14 protein-coding genes are annotated in these 15,381 nt (G+C 63.9%); 7 read left to right on the top strand and 7 right to left on the bottom strand.

The genetic code is table 11. The features are described from left to right. Positions 1-121 precede the first annotated feature (121 nt). From DVK01_RS17475 to DVK01_RS17495, 5 genes are all read right to left on the bottom strand, one after another. Complete coding sequence (locus tag DVK01_RS17475; RefSeq protein ID WP_121537764.1) at positions 122-2,575, bottom strand: methyl-accepting chemotaxis protein; 2,454 nt, start codon at positions 2,573-2,575, stop codon at positions 122-124. Beyond that, the gene (locus DVK01_RS17480; RefSeq protein WP_232794539.1) at positions 2,572-3,810 is read right to left on the bottom strand and encodes an ABC transporter substrate-binding protein; all 1,239 of its coding nucleotides are present in this window, start codon (positions 3,808-3,810) and stop codon (positions 2,572-2,574) included. The genes DVK01_RS17475 and DVK01_RS17480 overlap by 4 nt, the downstream gene beginning before the upstream one ends. Positions 3,811-3,936: 126 nt before the next feature. After that, the gene (gene ftsZ / locus DVK01_RS17485) at positions 3,937-5,097 is read right to left on the bottom strand and encodes a cell division protein FtsZ (protein WP_121537766.1); all 1,161 of its coding nucleotides are present in this window, start codon (positions 5,095-5,097) and stop codon (positions 3,937-3,939) included. Between the two features lie 103 nt (positions 5,098-5,200). After that, positions 5,201-6,556 carry a D-aminoacyl-tRNA deacylase gene (locus tag DVK01_RS17490; RefSeq protein ID WP_121537768.1) on the bottom strand — a complete coding sequence of 452 codons (1,356 nt, stop codon included), beginning with the start codon at positions 6,554-6,556 and terminating at the stop codon, positions 5,201-5,203. Beyond that, complete coding sequence (locus tag DVK01_RS17495) at positions 6,556-7,917, bottom strand: sodium:calcium antiporter (protein WP_121537822.1); 1,362 nt, start codon at positions 7,915-7,917, stop codon at positions 6,556-6,558. The genes DVK01_RS17490 and DVK01_RS17495 overlap by 1 nt, the downstream gene beginning before the upstream one ends. Positions 7,918-8,048: 131 nt before the next feature. Between DVK01_RS17495 and DVK01_RS17500 the strand changes: the two genes are divergently transcribed. The 6 genes from DVK01_RS17500 (at position 8,049) to DVK01_RS17525 (ending at position 13,156) form a co-directional block, all read left to right on the top strand. Continuing rightward, positions 8,049-8,846: a shikimate dehydrogenase gene (locus tag DVK01_RS17500; protein WP_101349939.1), complete on the top strand. Its 798-nt coding sequence runs from the start codon at positions 8,049-8,051 to the stop codon at positions 8,844-8,846. A gap of 50 nt (positions 8,847-8,896) precedes the next feature. Continuing rightward, complete coding sequence (locus DVK01_RS17505) at positions 8,897-9,496, top strand: helix-hairpin-helix domain-containing protein (protein ID WP_101349940.1); 600 nt, start codon at positions 8,897-8,899, stop codon at positions 9,494-9,496. Between the two features lie 63 nt (positions 9,497-9,559). Continuing rightward, positions 9,560-11,029, top strand: coding sequence for an aminodeoxychorismate synthase, component I (gene pabB, locus DVK01_RS17510; protein ID WP_101349941.1), 1,470 nt, complete (start codon positions 9,560-9,562; stop codon positions 11,027-11,029). Next, positions 11,026-11,790, top strand: a complete 765-nt coding sequence (locus DVK01_RS17515; RefSeq protein ID WP_121537770.1) for an aminodeoxychorismate/anthranilate synthase component II — start codon at positions 11,026-11,028, stop codon at positions 11,788-11,790. The genes pabB and DVK01_RS17515 overlap by 4 nt, the downstream gene beginning before the upstream one ends. Next, entirely contained in the window at positions 11,775-12,647 is an 873-nt protein-coding gene (locus DVK01_RS17520) for an aminotransferase class IV (RefSeq protein WP_121537772.1), read from the top strand. Before DVK01_RS17515 ends, DVK01_RS17520 begins: the two co-directional genes overlap by 16 nt. Positions 12,648-12,739: 92 nt before the next feature. After that, on the top strand, positions 12,740-13,156 hold the full coding sequence (locus DVK01_RS17525) for a Rieske 2Fe-2S domain-containing protein (protein ID WP_101349944.1): 417 nt from the start codon (positions 12,740-12,742) through the stop codon (positions 13,154-13,156). A gap of 36 nt (positions 13,157-13,192) precedes the next feature. Here DVK01_RS17525 and DVK01_RS17530 read toward each other — a convergent pair whose 3' ends face one another. Then, positions 13,193-13,483, bottom strand: coding sequence for a transcriptional regulator (locus tag DVK01_RS17530; protein ID WP_004592932.1), 291 nt, complete (start codon positions 13,481-13,483; stop codon positions 13,193-13,195). Positions 13,484-13,607: 124 nt separating this feature from the next. Between DVK01_RS17530 and DVK01_RS17535 the strand changes: the two genes are divergently transcribed. Beyond that, a complete protein-coding gene (locus tag DVK01_RS17535) occupies positions 13,608-14,477 on the top strand; it encodes a universal stress protein (protein WP_101349945.1) in 870 nt (289 codons plus the stop codon). Positions 14,478-14,543: 66 nt separating this feature from the next. Here DVK01_RS17535 and DVK01_RS17540 read toward each other — a convergent pair whose 3' ends face one another. Next, positions 14,544-15,179, bottom strand: coding sequence for an FAD-dependent oxidoreductase (locus DVK01_RS17540; RefSeq protein ID WP_101349946.1), 636 nt, complete (start codon positions 15,177-15,179; stop codon positions 14,544-14,546). Positions 15,180-15,381: the final 202 nt, after the last annotated feature.

Below are 15,381 nucleotides of genomic sequence, written 5' to 3' on the forward strand. Positions count from 1 at the left end.
TGGCTTTTCTATATTGTGGTGCGCGGCGACGACTCGAACCGCTCACAGCGTATCGCGTCGCTGAAAAGCGTAGTCGACAGAAGGGCCGACACCCCGGAACGGGCGTACAGAACCCGTTCGGTCAGTCGTCAGTCAGCGCAGTTCCGCCCGCTCCGTGGGTCCCCAGGTCGCCCCCGTCACCGGCATCGTCGGTTTCGAACTGGTCGATAAGCTCCTTGAGGTCAGTCGCCTGACTGGATAGCGACTGTATCTTCTCGGTGACCTCCGTGATCGACGCCGTCTGTTCCTCGGCGGACGCAGCGACGTTTTCTGCCTCGGCAGATGTCTCCTCGCTGATCGAGCCGACTTCCTCGGCCATCGAGACGACTTCTTCCATCGAGGCGGCCTGTTCGTCAGTCGCGTCGCTGATAGCCTGCACACCGTCGTTGGCCTCGTTGACCTGCTGGACGATACTGGTCAGCGCGTCGGTCGCGTTCTCGACCGTCTCTTTCCCGGTGTCGACGCTCTCACCCATCTCCTGCATGTCCTCGACGGTGGTGTCCGTCCGGGACCGGATGTCGTCGATCATCGACTCGATATCAGTCGTCGCTTCCTGCGTTTCCTCGGCGAGCGTCTTGATCTCGCGGGCCACGACGGCGAACCCTTCGCCCGCCTCACCCGCCCGCGCAGCTTCGATGTTCGCGTTGAGCGCGAGCATATTCGTCTGTTCAGCGATTTCGTCGATAAGCGTCGTAACCTCGCCGATGCGCTCCATCTCCTCTGCGAGGGACTCCACCTGTTCGATAGCTTCGGTGGACTTCCGTTCGAGCGCCTCGATTTCGGCGGCGGCCTGCTCGGCGTATTCGCGGCCGGACTCGCCGTCGTTGACGGCCTGCTGGGACTTCGACGCGACTTCGTCGGTCGACGAGGTGATTTCCTCGACGGTCGCCGACAGGTCGGTCATCTCGTCGCTCACCTGCTGGATGTTCCGGTTTTGCTCGTCAGCGCCTTCGGCGATCTGTTGCACCGACTCACTCACCGACTCGCTGGCCGACCGCACTTCCTGTGCGCTCGCGGAGATCGTCTCCGTCGAGCTGTCGACAGTGCCGGCGAACCCTTCGATGCGGTTGACTGTCCGTTCGAGTTCCGCAATCATCTCGTTGAAACTTTCCGCGATGTCGACCATCGCGTCGTAGTCGCTATCGGTGGCCATCCGCTGGGTGAGGTCCCCGTCTGCCGACTTGTCCATCACTTTGCTGAACTCGGCCGCCTTGGCTTCGAGGGCGGCTGCCATCGACTCGGCGTCTTCTTTTGCCGCCTCCGCCTCATCTCTGGCAGCCTCGACGTCGGTAATCAACGCCTGGATGTCCTCGCCCATCTCCTCTAGCGCCGCACCGAACTCGCCGGGGATGCTCTCGTCCAGCGCCGGGTCGTCGAACCGCTTTGCAGCGAGCGCGTCGGCCTGGTCTGCGGCGGTCGTCAGATACGCCTGCATCGATGCGAAGGAGTCGTACAGCTGTCCCATCTCGTCGACGCGAGTAGTCTCCGGGAGGGTGCTGTTGATCTCACCTGCGGCGATATCCTCTGCGCTTTCAGCGACACGGGCGAGTGCGTTCGCGGTTCCGCGTCCGATTGTCACGCCGACGACGAACAGCGCCCCGACGGCAAGCGCAAGCAGAAGCGCAATGTTCTGGGAGACAGCCGACTGCAGTGCGAACGCGCGGTCCTGGGGCACGTGATACAGCAACGCCCATTCAGTGCCGGTCACCGGCGTGTACGCCATCACGTACTTTCCGTCTTCCATGCCCGTTCTGGCAGAGACGGATTTGTAACCGGTTTCGCCGTTCAGCGCCGCCTCAACGCTCGTATCGGTCGCGTCTCCGGTTGCCGCGTACTCTTCGAGAATCGAGCTTTTCCGGTTGTCGAGTATGATCTGGCCACCTGACCCGACGACTTTCACGTCGCCCGTCGCAAACGGTGACGTGAACTCATGAGAGCGCGCCTCAAGCGACGCTGTCAGTACGACGTATTCGTCGCTACCGGAGACGGGCTGAACGAACGCGATGACTGATTCATTACCGCTCTGGTATGCTTCGGACGTGTCCGTCGGTCCTGACGAGACGACTGCACCACTCGCGTCCGTCCACGGGTCGTCAACGTCGCTCAGTGCGACGCCGTTCAGGTCGTCGTCAGTGCTGGCGGTGACTGTGCCGTCAGCAGCGTCGACGTAATGCAGCGCCCGGACGTCTCCGGGAAGCCCGATGAGCTTCTGTTCGAGCCACCGCTGGTGTTCTGTATCCGTGGTTGACTCGGACTGGTCACTGATAGACGCCGCGAGGAACGCCGCTGTCGATTGCTTGTTCGAGACCCAGCTCGACACGGAACTGGACTGAGACTCCGCAACGCCGAGGATCTGCTCCTCAGTCTGTGACTCGACCAGTGAGCCCGTGTCGAGGTGGATCGCCGCGCCGCCGAGGGCGAGGATGACGACCACACCGAGCAACAGGACGCCGAACTTCGCGGCGTAGCGCCGCCGAATAGCGTCAGGGAGCGCACGTTCCGTCGCCTGTACCAGCCGGCTGGGGAGTGAACTCATTGATTGCCTCCTGATTTGAAGAACCGTGACTGCAGTAGCTCCAGCGACTCGACCGACCCGTTCGTGACCCGTTCGATCAGGTACGAACTCAGCGGTTCGAGGTTCGCCGTCAGGTCAACGCTTCCGGACGCGCCCTGATAGTTCACCGCTCGACCTGCCTCGGTGAGTGACCGAACACGACCGAAGTCGCCGACTGAAACAGTGTGTCCAGACCCGCCGGAAACCGACTGAATGGTCTCGGCGATTGCCGGGCCGCTGGCTTCACCGGCCTGTTCGGCGGCACACGCCATCAAAAACAGCGCGTCATACGCGTTGACCGAGTACGCTCTGGGCTGGTCGATATCTGAGAGCCGACGGACGAGTTCGAAGTACGCTTGCGTCCGTGCAGAGGACAGCGACGCGCTGTAGAACCCGTCGTAGTACGACGGGAGGTCGCCACCGAACATCCCTGCAGACAACACCCACGGAACATCGTGCTCCGACTGGCTGTATGCGTCAAGGATACCCCGCTCCTGCCCGGAGACGCTGGTGAAAGTGACGGCATCAGGGTCGTTCTGGAACACGTCCGCAAGCGTGTCGTCGAACGACTCCGACGACGGGTCGTACCGCACATCGGCGACGACCTCGGCGTCCAGCGCCTCACGCTGTGCCGCTGCCAGTCCAGCACCGAACGAGTTGTCGATGCTCAGTAATGCGACGGAATCAGCGTTGATGTACAGCGGGTCGTCGACGACCTTCGCCATCACCACCGCTTGCGTCCCGTCGCTTGGCACCGTTCGGCCGAAGTATTTCCGCCCGTTGGCTCGACCGGCAGTCGATAGCTGCGGGGCAGTACTGGCCGGGCTGACCTCCATAATCTCGTCGCTGGCCGCCTCCGGTGCGAGAGCGAGCGACGCGTCACTGACGAGGCCACCGACGAAACCAATGACACCTCGGTCGACGAGTGTCCCGTACTGCTCGACAGCGGTTTCGGCGTTCGCTTCAGTGTCAAGGATGGTCACTTCGACATCATTCCCGCGGATACCACCGGCCGCGTTGACATCGCTTGCTGCCTGCTCAACCATGCGCTTGCCGTGTTGCCCGAGTGGGGCGAGCGCACCACTGAGCGGGAGGAGCGCGCCGAACTGCACAGTGCCACCGCTCCCGTTCAGGGACCCAAGGCAGCCAGATGAGATGCCCAAACCCCCGGCTGCCAGACATTTTTTGAGTACACCACGCCTCGAATCCGAGTACATGAACAGAGAATCTGAATTTCCGGATAAACGCTTTTCGGCGGGAGTATCATTTATGATAGCAAAAATGTAGATAGAGCGGCACGTAACGGCGATTAGAGGAAAATAAAACCGAGGCGGCGAGGCAGATTAGTCGACGTAGTCGATGTCTTCGCCGAGTTGCTGGGCGGCCTTCTCCTGTTCGGCCTCGCTCTGACCGTAGATCTGTGGACTCTCGACGCCGGTGACGACAATCATCGTCTCCATCTTGCCCTCGAACTCATTGTTGACCGACGCGCCCCAGATAATGCGAGCGTCGGGGTCGATGCGGTCGTAAATCTCCTCGACGACGCCCTCGGCTTCCTCGATGCTCATGTCGGGACCACCGACCACGTTGACTAGCGCGGAGTTCGCGCCGTCGAACTCCACGTCGAGCAGCGGCGAGCGCAAGGCAGAGCGGATGGAGTCCTGGGCCTTGTTTTCGGAGTCGGATTCGCCGAGGCCGATCATGGCGACGCCGCCGTTCTCCATGATGGTCCGAACGTCGGCGAAGTCCACGTTGACGAGGCCGGGCTTGGTGATCAGTTCGGTCATCCCCTTGACCGAGCGCATCAGCACACGGTCGCAGATCTTGAACGCGTCCTGCAGCGGCATGCTGGGTGCGTAGTCGAGCAGACGGTCGTTCGGGACGACGATGACCGTATCAGAGACGGAGCGGAGGCGTTCGAGGCCGGCGTCAGCGTTGGCACGGCGGCGCTCACCTTCCGCGGTGAACGGAATCGTGACGATGGAGATGGTGAGTGCGCCGGCTTCCTGTGCGGCCTGTGCGACCACCGGGGCCGCGCCAGTCCCGGTGCCGCCACCGAGACCGGCGGTGACAAACACCATATCCGAGCCGTCGATAGACTGCTGGATATCCTCGATATCCTCCTGTGCGGCCTCCTCACCGATCTTCGGGACTGAACCGGCCCCGCGGCCGCCGGTTCGCTTGCGGCCGATGAGAATCTTCGTGTCAGCAGACACCTCGTCGGCGAGGTGCTGTGCGTCGGTGTTTGCGGCGACGAGCTTGGCCCCGTGGATGCCTTCCTCCATCATCCGGGTGACCGTGTTCCCGCCGGCACCGCCACAGCCGACAACCGTGATCTTCGTCTCCAGGTCCTTGACGACGCTTGCCAGTTCCTCGTCGGACATCGTCCCCGACGTCGACATGTCCTGTGACGGCGATGATGTGGTTTCGTTGACAGTTCCTCCGTCCGCGTCCTCCCCGTCTTGTTCTGCCTCGTCGATAGCGTCGTCAATTATCGAATCCATAATTTAAAGCGTCCTTGCAGACGAATAGTTATTAGTTTTCCCCCTCTGTCTGACGCTCGTCTGACGTGTTGATCCCCAGTTTCGGCGGCTAACGCGCCAGTGTTCACAGCGTATATCGACGTATACGCTCGCGCTGGAAGCGCTCCGGTCCGATCTCCTCCCCATCGATTTCGACTGACTCGCCCGAGGCGAGCTTCCCGAATTTCGGTCCTTCAGGGATGCCAGCCGTTCGCGCGAGGTCAGGATCGAACGCTGTCTCGCGGGCGATGAGTTCGTCCGCGGCCCACTCGACACTGTCGAAGCGTCGTTCGAGGATTTCGACGAGCGGGTCGACGACCGCTCGCAGGTCCGTCCCCGCCGGACAGATGATCGGCCCGGTGAACACCGTCCCGTTTTGCTCGGTCACGTACGCGATGGACTGCCGTTCGATGGTCTCGCGCAGCGCTTCGTTATCGACCCCGCGTACGTCCGAGATAAGTTCAGTGGGGAGTTCGAGCACGGTCCACTCGCCGTCGTATCCGGGCGCAAGCTCACCGAACCTCAGGCCATCGTCGACTGGGCAGACAGTGTCTTCGAGCGCCTCGACGAGGGCCAAGTTGACGCCGGTCGTCTCCTGAACGAACGTCTCGCTGACGACGCGGTAGCCCAGCGATTCGATAGCCGCCTGTAGGTCCGGCCGGTCGCCCTCCATGAGGGCGTAGTCGGCCGCACTGGCCTGGAGGGCGCGTTCGAGAACGGCGTCGCGCTCCTCGTCGCTGTCGGCCCACTCCGTCAGCGCATCCAGTGACCAGTCAGCGGCGATGTGACCGACCGCCCAGTCCGTCTCGCGGACAACGCGCTCGAACCGCGGGGCGTAGTGGCCGCCGCCGACACCGAGGAGATGGCGGCGCGTCCCGTTCTCCCGCGGCTTGTCGGCCGGTTCGTCGGCGAGGTCCAGTATGGCTCTGGCGGCGGCCGCAGCGGCATCCGGGTCCTTCCACTGTGGTTCCGCGCTGCCGACCTCGACAAACATCGACGGGACGCCCACCGCTGTCGGGCCGTGGTGCGTACACTCCATGCCGACCTCGTAGTCAGGCGGGGCGTAGCGCTGGAGCGCCGAAACCACTGCCGTGTGTGCACCAGGACAGGCCCGGGCGAACCGGCCGTCTTCGCCGCCGTACTCCGCGATGCCAAAGTTCCCGGTGTGGTGGGCTGTCAGGAGTTCATCCGTCTCGCCGGCGTGTTTCGAGGCAAACACCAGCAGGTCCGGGCTGTCGAACGCCGCCCCGACGCGTTCGATGTCCAGATGCAACGCCTCGAACTCGCGGAGTTCCACGCCGTCAGTTCGGTACACCGTGCCGCCGCCCTCGCTGCCGGGCCGCGTCTCGTCGACGCTTGTCTCCCACTCTCGGAGCGAGCGCAGGTGCTCCCCAATGTGAGTCGACGCCACGTCGGCGTGTGAAATAACGATGCCGAGCATCAGTCCGCGTTCTCCAGAGTAGCTGGGTCACGGCCTATCGCGGTCCGGACGGCGTCTCCGGCCAGCCCGAACAGGTGTTTCAGCGCCTCGCGGCGCTGGACAAACAGTCCGGTCCCGATAATGACGTACAGCCCCGTGTACGCCAGCAGGAGGTCGTGACTCGATATTGGCACAGCGACGAGGTCTCTGATGATAGCGAACTCAAGAACCACCTGCGAGATGAACAGCACGAACAGCCCGATTGCTTCGCGGATGCTGATCTCGAAGTTGACCAGAATGGCGAGCGCAAAGAAGGACTGGGCCGCCGTAATCCAGATCTCTGCGCCCTGTCTGGCGTCGAACGGCAGCACGCTGTACCCGCCGAGCGCGATGGAGTACACCACTGCGATGGTCCCGATGAGCAGTGTCCACTGATTGAGTTTGGACGAGATGAGGGCGTTGAACCCCGCCGTCGACCGGGCCTTGTTGACCAGCACGGCGACGACGATGAGTTCGGGCGACTCGCTGGCCAGCGGGGCGACCCACTGGATCATGAAGAACTCGGGGATGCCGTTCGCGACACCAATCTCCTCCAGCCCGTGGGCGAACGGCTCGACCGCAGTGAAAATCATCGCACCCGAGTAGCCAAACAGCGCCAGGACGACGAGCGGCCGCCACGGCAGCGACCACTCCTGGAAGTACTTCGGCACGCCAACGGTGTGCTCGCTGTGTTCGATGTCGGACTTGAGCACGAGACCGATGTACCCGACGTAGAGGCCGACCAGAAACAGCGTATCGAGGATACCGATGCCGCCGCCGAGGGGGACGAGAAACGCCCACATCGTCGCCAGAAAGAGGAAGGTGATCTCGGTCGCGATGTCGGTGTCCAGCTGGACGGCGTCGGTCAGGAAGCCGTCGCGTTTCGTGACTGCGGGGTCTCGCGTTTTCGCGGCCCGCCAGACGGTGAACACGGCGATGCCGGCCCAGCCGATGCCGATGAGAATACGGTTCGCGCCGGTCATGTTCGCGATGGCGAGATTCGCGTCGTGACAGGCGCGAGCGAGCCCCCCGGTCGCGGACTCGATTTCTGCCGCCGTGAACTGCCGGCAGGCTTCTGTCGTCGCGCCGCCTGCCCCGGCGTTCCAGGCGTACAGCGCGTCGACTGCGTACTCGGGAGCCACTGCGAGAATTGCGAGGACGGCGATAGCGAAGGCCCTCGGCACGTCTTTTTCGGCGGTTTCAGCGCCCCAGGCCAGCAGGAACGACGCCCCGAGAACGGCGAACCCACTGACCGCGACGGTGGTCAGGGTCCCGACGTCAATGCCGGAAGTAAAGAGGTAAATCCAGCCGACAGTCAGGGCCATCGCGACGGCAACCTGCAGCAGTGGGTGACGTAGACGACTCACTGTCGGACATGTGGCTAGGTCCGGCTGAAAAGCTTGCGAAAGTGTCGGCAGGAAGCTGTGACTCGCAGAGCGTGGCGTTGATACGACCGGGGCGCGCTGACGTTGGTATGGACGTTTACGGACTCATCGGAAACCCGGTCGGGCACTCGCTGTCGCCGCCGATGCACGAGGCGGGCTACGAAGCACTGGGACTGGATGCACGCTACGTCACGTTCGAACCAGCGGCCGACTCTGGTGCCGACGCCATCGACGCGGCGAAGACGCTCGGAATAGACGGCCTCAACGTCACGATTCCGTTCAAGCAGGACGTGCTAGACGCTGTCGACCCCGCGCCGCTCGCCGAGCGCATCGGCGCGGTCAACACCGTCGATTTCACCGGTGAAACGCCCACGGGCTACAACACCGACGCGGTCGGTGCGGTCAGAGCGTTGCGTCATCACGACGTGGCGCTGTCGGGCACAGCTGTCGTCGTCGGGGCCGGCGGTGCGGGCCGAGCGGTCGCGTTCGGGCTCGCCGATGCGGGACTGTCGGTTCGGATTGCGAATCGCACCGAGTCCAAAGCCGACGGACTCGCCGATGAGGTCCCGGACGCCTCCGGCCATGGACTCGACTCGCTTCCCGACCTGCTTGCGGACGCCGACATCCTCGTCAACTGCACCAGCGTCGGCATGGATGAAGATGCGACGCCGGTCCCCGCCGACGCATTGCACGGCGACCTCGCGGTGCTCGATGCGGTGTACACGCCGATTGAGACCCGTCTGCTACAGGACGCGGCGGCCGCGGGCGCAACGACAGTTGACGGCGCGTGGATGCTCCTGTATCAGGGGGTCGAAGCGTTCGAACGCTGGACTGGCGAGGACGCGCCCGTGGATAGGATGAACAGCCAGTTGCGCGAGCGCCTGTAGCGGACCGGTCACCAGCAAGAGATTTGTGTGGGGGATAAATACGTTCATGTATGGGTCTGCTTCAGAAATTGAAATCCGCCCTCGGGCTTGACGGGACTGGGTCAGCCACGTCGGGAACGAACCGCGACGTGGACGTGACCGTCGAGCGAGAGCCCTCTACTGAAGACGAAGACGCTGTGAAGGGGACGAACACCGCTGCGACTACCGAGACCCACACATCCGATACTGCGGACGGGGCCGGGACCGAATCAGGGGATGGGAGTGGAACAGCCACGCAGACGGACGGGTCAGAGCCTGCTGTGTCACCAACTCCCACTGACGACGAAACAGAATCTGTGACCGATGCGTCTTCCGCGGCGTCCGAGCAAGAAACAGCGCTCGACGACGAAGCCGGCGACTCGGAGACCACCGCTGACGAGGAGTCGGCCGAGGCTGCTGCTGGGGACGCGGGTGAGACCGATGACGGGGAAAACACTGCCCCAGTGACGGAGATCAAAGGTATCGGTCCCGCGTACGCCGACCGACTCGCCGGTATCGGCATCGAGACCGTAGGCGAGCTTGCCACTGCGGACGCAGCGGCCATCGCCGCGGACACCGACCTCTCGGAGAGCCGCGTTTCGGGCTGGATCGAGCGGGCGGAAGAGTTCTGAGACAGCTGGCAGTCCATTTCTGAACCGCAAGGGAATTAGTCGCCGCACTGTTTTCGTTCGGTAATGCAATCGGTCGAAACCGACCGGACGACGTTCACCGACCGTGCGGCCGACGCACCCTCAGTGGCGCGCGTCCCTGTCGAGGTTCGGGTGGACGTTGCTGACCCGTTTCTCGCCTATCGCCGGGCGCGCGACGAAACTGGCGGCGTGTATCTGGCGACTACCGGCGGCCAGTCGGGGTGGGGCTACTTCGGGACCGCTCCGGCGGACTTCCGCGAGGTCGACCCCGGAGCGGGCCGGACTCTCGCTGCACTGACCGAGTTCCTCGACGGCGAGCGCCTGGTCCGCGCTGACTGTGACGTGCCGTATCCCTGCGGAGCCGTTGGATGGCTCTCCTACGATGTGGCGCGGGAACTGGAGTCACTGCCCGACAGCGCCGACGCCGACCGCGCGCTCCCGAACCTACAGATAGCTCGCTATGACCGCTTCGCCGCCTGGGAGGAACCCCGCGGTGAGTCGGTGACCTTGCGCGTGACGGCCTGTCCGCGGGTCGGTGACTTCGAGACGCCAGAATTGGCCTACGAGTTCGGCAAACAGCACGCGCTGGACCTGGCTCGGGCGGCCGTACAGGGAGACCCCGCTGTCAAGGAGCCGCCAGTCGAGACCGACGAAGCGACCTTCGAGAGCGACTGCACGCGCGAGTCATTTGCTGACCGGGTCCGAACGGTCAAGCAGTACATCCGCGACGGCGACACGTTCCAGGCGAACGTCTCCCAGCGGCTCCGTGCCCCCGCGGCGGTCCACCCGGTCGAAGCCTTCGACGCGCTGCGAAGCGTGAATCCGGCACCGTACTCCGCCCTGCTTGAGTTCCCCGGCGTCGACCTCGTCAGCGCTAGCCCGGAACTGCTCTTGCACCGCGACGGCGACCGAATCGAGACCGAACCTATTGCCGGAACCCGGCCACGGGGCGAGACGCGCGAGGCCGACGACCGCCTAGAGGCGGACCTGCTCGACGACGGGAAGGAACGGGCCGAACACGCGATGCTCGTCGACCTAGAGCGCAACGACCTCGGGAAAGTAAGCAAATTTGGCAGCGTCGAGGTACCGGACTACCGGCGCGTCGACCGCTACTCGGAGGTGATGCATCTGGTCTCGGTCGTTGAGGGGCGACTCCGTGACGGCGCGTCCCTGCAGGACGCCATCGCCGCGGTGTTCCCCGGCGGCACCATCACCGGCGCGCCCAAACCCCGGACGATGGAAATTATCGATGAGGTCGAAGCCACGCGACGGGGACCGTACACCGGTTCCATCGGCCTGTTCGGCTTCGACGACCGAGCGACCCTGAATATTGTCATCAGAACGCTGGTCCGGTACGCCGAGGAGTACCACCTCCGTGTCGGTGCCGGCGTGGTTCACGATTCAGACCCGGACAGCGAGTATCAGGAGACGCTGGACAAGGGCCGCGCCCTCGTCAACGCCGTCGACGAGGCGCTCGGGAAGCGCGTCGACTTGGCGATGGAGGACGAGGGATGAGCGGCCACCGTGGCAGCGGGGGGAGCGGCGATAGCGGCGACGGCGGGGCCACCAGCGGCAACAACGCCGGAGGTAGTCCAGCGACAGACTCGCTGGCTCCGACCGTACTGGTCGTCGACAACTACGATTCCTTCGCGTACAACCTCGTCCAGTACGTCGGCGAAGTAGTCCTCCGCCTCGGCGGGAGTGAGGACGATGTCATCGTCCGGCGCAACGACGCCATCGACATCGAAGACATCCGAGCGATGGGCCCCGACGGTATCGTCGTCTCACCGGGGCCGGGGACGCCCGAGGAGGCGGGCGTCTCGATGCCGATATTCGAGGCGTTGGAATACCCCACGCTGGGTGTCTGTCTCGGACATCAGGCGCTATGTGCGGCCAACGGCGCGCCCGTCGGCCACGCCGAAGCGGTCGTCCACGGTAAATCCTCGTCGGTTACCCACGACAGCACAGGGGTGTTCGAAGACATCCCGGACCCGTTCGATGTCGGCCGGTACCACTCGCTTGCGGTCGACCGCGAGACCCTCCCCGACGTGCTAACTGAGACGGCCTACACCGTCACCGACGGTGACGCAACGGGCGACGACAGCTCCGAACCGACCGACGTCGGCCAAGGCGGTACCGACGAGTCACGAGTCGTCATGGGCGTGCGCCACGACGACCGCCCGCACATCGGCGTCCAGTTCCATCCCGAGAGCATCCTGACCGACCACGGCAAGACCATGATCGAGAACTTCTGCCTGCTATGCAATACCACGTAAACGGGGCGCTCGTCCCCGAAGGCGAGGCGACGGTGTCAGTGCGCGACCGCGGGTTCATGTACGGCGATGCGGCGTTCGAGACGCTCCGGGCCTACGGCGGCGAGCCGTTCCAGTGGCACGCCCACCGCGAGCGCCTCCAGCGGACGGCCGAGACGCTGGGCTTCGCCGACGCCGTGCCCGATGACCTCCGTGAGCGCGTTGACGAGACGCTCGCGGCCAACGACCTCGACGAGGCGTACGTCCGGCTGTCTGTCACACGGGGTGTCCAGCCCGGGAAGCTCACTCCGGGACAGGATGTCGACCCCACTGTCGTCGTCATCTGCAAGGGGCTCCCGAGGGGCGGGCTCAACGGCGAGCGCGTCTGGGACGAGCCGGCGTCGGTCCAGACGGTCCGGACCCGGCGGATTCCGAGCGAGGCCGTCCCGGCGGACGCAAAGACGCACAACTACCTCAACGGGATTCTCGGCCGGCTCGAACTTCGAAAGGCCGCCGCTGGCGGCGAGCCCGCCGACGAATGTCTCATCCGAGACATGGACGGTAATCTGGCCGAGGGAGCGACGAGCAACCTCTTTTTCGTCACGGACAACGGCCTCCGGACGCCGAGTACGGATCTGGACCTACTGCCGGGGGTCACCCGCGACGTGGTAATGGACATCGCCCGCGGCGAGGACTTCCCCGTCGAGACCGGCCACTACTCGCTCGATGCCCTGCGTGATGCTGACGAGGCGTTTCTCACGAACTCGACGTGGGAGATCCGCCCGATTGCGACCGTCGACGGCATCTCCGTCGGGAGCGGGCCGATGACGAAGCTCCTTCAGCGGTTGTTCGACGAGCGAATCGAGGAGCGGCACTACTGAGATGGGCTTCGTTTTGTGGGTCATCGCTTCAGTACGTGAATAGGGCCGGAACCGGCGGTTTGAAACGGCTTACGTACTTACGGATGCATAGTATGGACGAGGACAGCCGTATCGTCGCGCTGGACGAGGTGCCCGATGACGGAACGTTTCTGTTCACTGTTCGCGACGGCTTCGACACGAAGGAGGCGATTATCGTCGAGTTGTCCGACGCGGTCGTCGCGTTCGAGAACTACTGTCCACACTGGACAGATGTCCGACTCGACAAGGGCAGTGGGGCGACAGTTCGCAACGGGCAACTGGTGTGTGAGAAACACGGGGCGACGTTCGAATCCGATTCGGGGCTGTGTAACTACGGCCCTTGCGAGGGAGCGGTTCTGGAGGAAGTCTCTATCACCACCGAGGACGGTGACGTCTACCTGACCGACGAGCGCTACGAGTTCGAAAATCAGGGGCCGTCGGGCGACCACGACCTCTCTTCGCGCGGTCGCATCGGCTTCTCGGGGAACTGAACGGCTGGAATCGGCGTCTCCGGGATTCGTTACGGGTTAGCTGATCCGGTACGCCGGCTCCGAGACCGCTTCGCATTTGCACTCCGGACACCGACTCGGTCGGTTTGTCAGGTCGTCGAAGTCCGTGAAGCCGCACTCCTCGCACTCCGGCGGCGCGACGAGGAGCTGTTCGTCGGTCGATTCCAGGGACTTGGAGATATGCTCTACGTGCGTGAGCGCGTCGCTGGTCTGTATCTCGAACTCGTTCGCGATTGTCCCTGCAGCCATCGCTTCGTCGCGTAGTTGGTCAGCGATGCGCTGGCGCGTCGTCCGACTTGCCTCGCGCATGGGAGAAGTTCGCATCCGACTGTTATAGGCTTTGTTCTGTTCTCGGAGCCCCGCAGTGACTCTCTCGGTAGTCCTGTCTCAGCCACGATACTTTATCACCGACGGCGGTGAATAGCGACACCCAATGTTCGATAGAATCCTCGTTCCGACCGACGGCAGCCCCGGTTCCGAGCGCGCGTTCGAGGTCGCTGCGACGCTTGCCGGCACTCACGATGCAGCGGTCCATGTGCTCTCGGTCGTCGACGAGCACGGGCCCACGGACGACGACTGGGACTACGACGACGGCTCCCCGGCGGATGCCTTCGTCGAATCCCAGACCGACCACGTCGACACCGAGGGTCTGTCCGTCACCCCCGCCGTCCGCGAGGGAGTCGTCCACGACGCGATTCTCGACTACGCCGACGAGAACGATATCGACCTCATCGTCATGGGAACCCATGGTCGGACCGGTGTCCGACGGTTCCTTCTGGGCAGTGTCACCGAAAAGGTCGTTCGCCTCGCCGATGTGCCGGTCCTCTCGGTCAAAGCCGACGCTGAGCCGGGGACCGTCTCGTTCGACGACATTCTACTCCCGACCGATGGCAGCAGCGGTGCAGAGGCGGCTATTGAACCGGCAGGCGCGCTCGCAAGCGCAACCGATGCCACTACCCATCTCGTTTCGGTCGTGGACACGCGGTCGCTCGGTATCGACGTCGGATCGACTGTCATCGTCGACGAACTGGAGTCGGTCGCGACGGATGCTGTCGGGGGGGCGTCCGACCGGCTCTCCGAGCTGGGAGTCGAGACTGTCGAGACAGCTATCACTCACGGCGTCCCGTATCGGGCCATCCTCGACGCTATCGAGGATACTGACGCCGACCTCGTCGTCATCGGCACTCACGGCCGCACCGGTGTCGACCGCTACCTCCTGGGTAGCGTCGCGGAAAAGCTGGTCCGAACGTCGCCGGTACCGGTGCTGACCGTTCGAGCACCAAGCGCCAGTGACGAGAGCTAACACCGCTACCACCGGTCAAACGGTGAGTTAGCAGGCGGGACGACGCTCGAATGGCGGTGGGACGAGCTATCCGAAGTTCTCGACTTTGGCATCATCAGTGCTAATGCCAGCGGCCTCCAGCGCCTCCGTGGCGGCATCGAGGAAGTCCGCGAAGCCGTAAATGAACACTTGCCCACCGTCCTCAACGGCATCGGCGACTGGCTCGGTCAGGGACGCCTCGCCATCGATGACCGAGACGAGCGCCCCGGCCTCGGCGAGCGCGTCTAGTCGGTCCCCGTGGACCGGCGCGTCGTCCTGATACACGACTGCGGCCTCGTTACCATCGTCCAGTGCACGCTCGGCGATACCGACCGCCGGACCGACGCCGGGGCCGCCGGCCAACACGACGACGCGGCTCTCGCCCTCGTAGTAATCCGACCCGAACGGCCCGGCGATACGGACGCCGTCGCCCGCTTCGAGCGCACCGAGTTTCGGTGCCAGTTCGCCGTCGGGGTCGATACCGACGGTGATCTCGAACGCCTCGTCGACCGTCGGCGAAGAGATAGTGTAGAACCGCGAGATATTCTCTCCGTCGACGGTCAATGTCAGTTTGACGAACTGACCCGGCTGTGCGTCGAAGGCATCCGGTGTCTCAAAGTCAATCGCCACGGTGTCTGGTCCGACATCTCGGACGGCAACCACGTCGAGGACTCGTTCATCCATATCCCAGAGTTACCGTGACTGGGCAAGGGGGTTACGGTCGCGGAGTTTCAGCCTAGTCGGATCGTATTGCCGGTTTTTTCCTACATACGGGTGATTATGCCGGTTTTTGCTCGAGACCATACCAAAATTCACTCAAAAGCGAGTAGTACGCGCGCGGGCGCTTACGGAAGGCTTTTCCTACCACGCTGGCTACCCGAGGGAT

It is taken from the genome of Haloarcula sp. Atlit-120R (assembly GCF_003665885.1).
Classification (GTDB): domain Archaea; phylum Halobacteriota; class Halobacteria; order Halobacteriales; family Haloarculaceae; genus Haloarcula; species Haloarcula taiwanensis.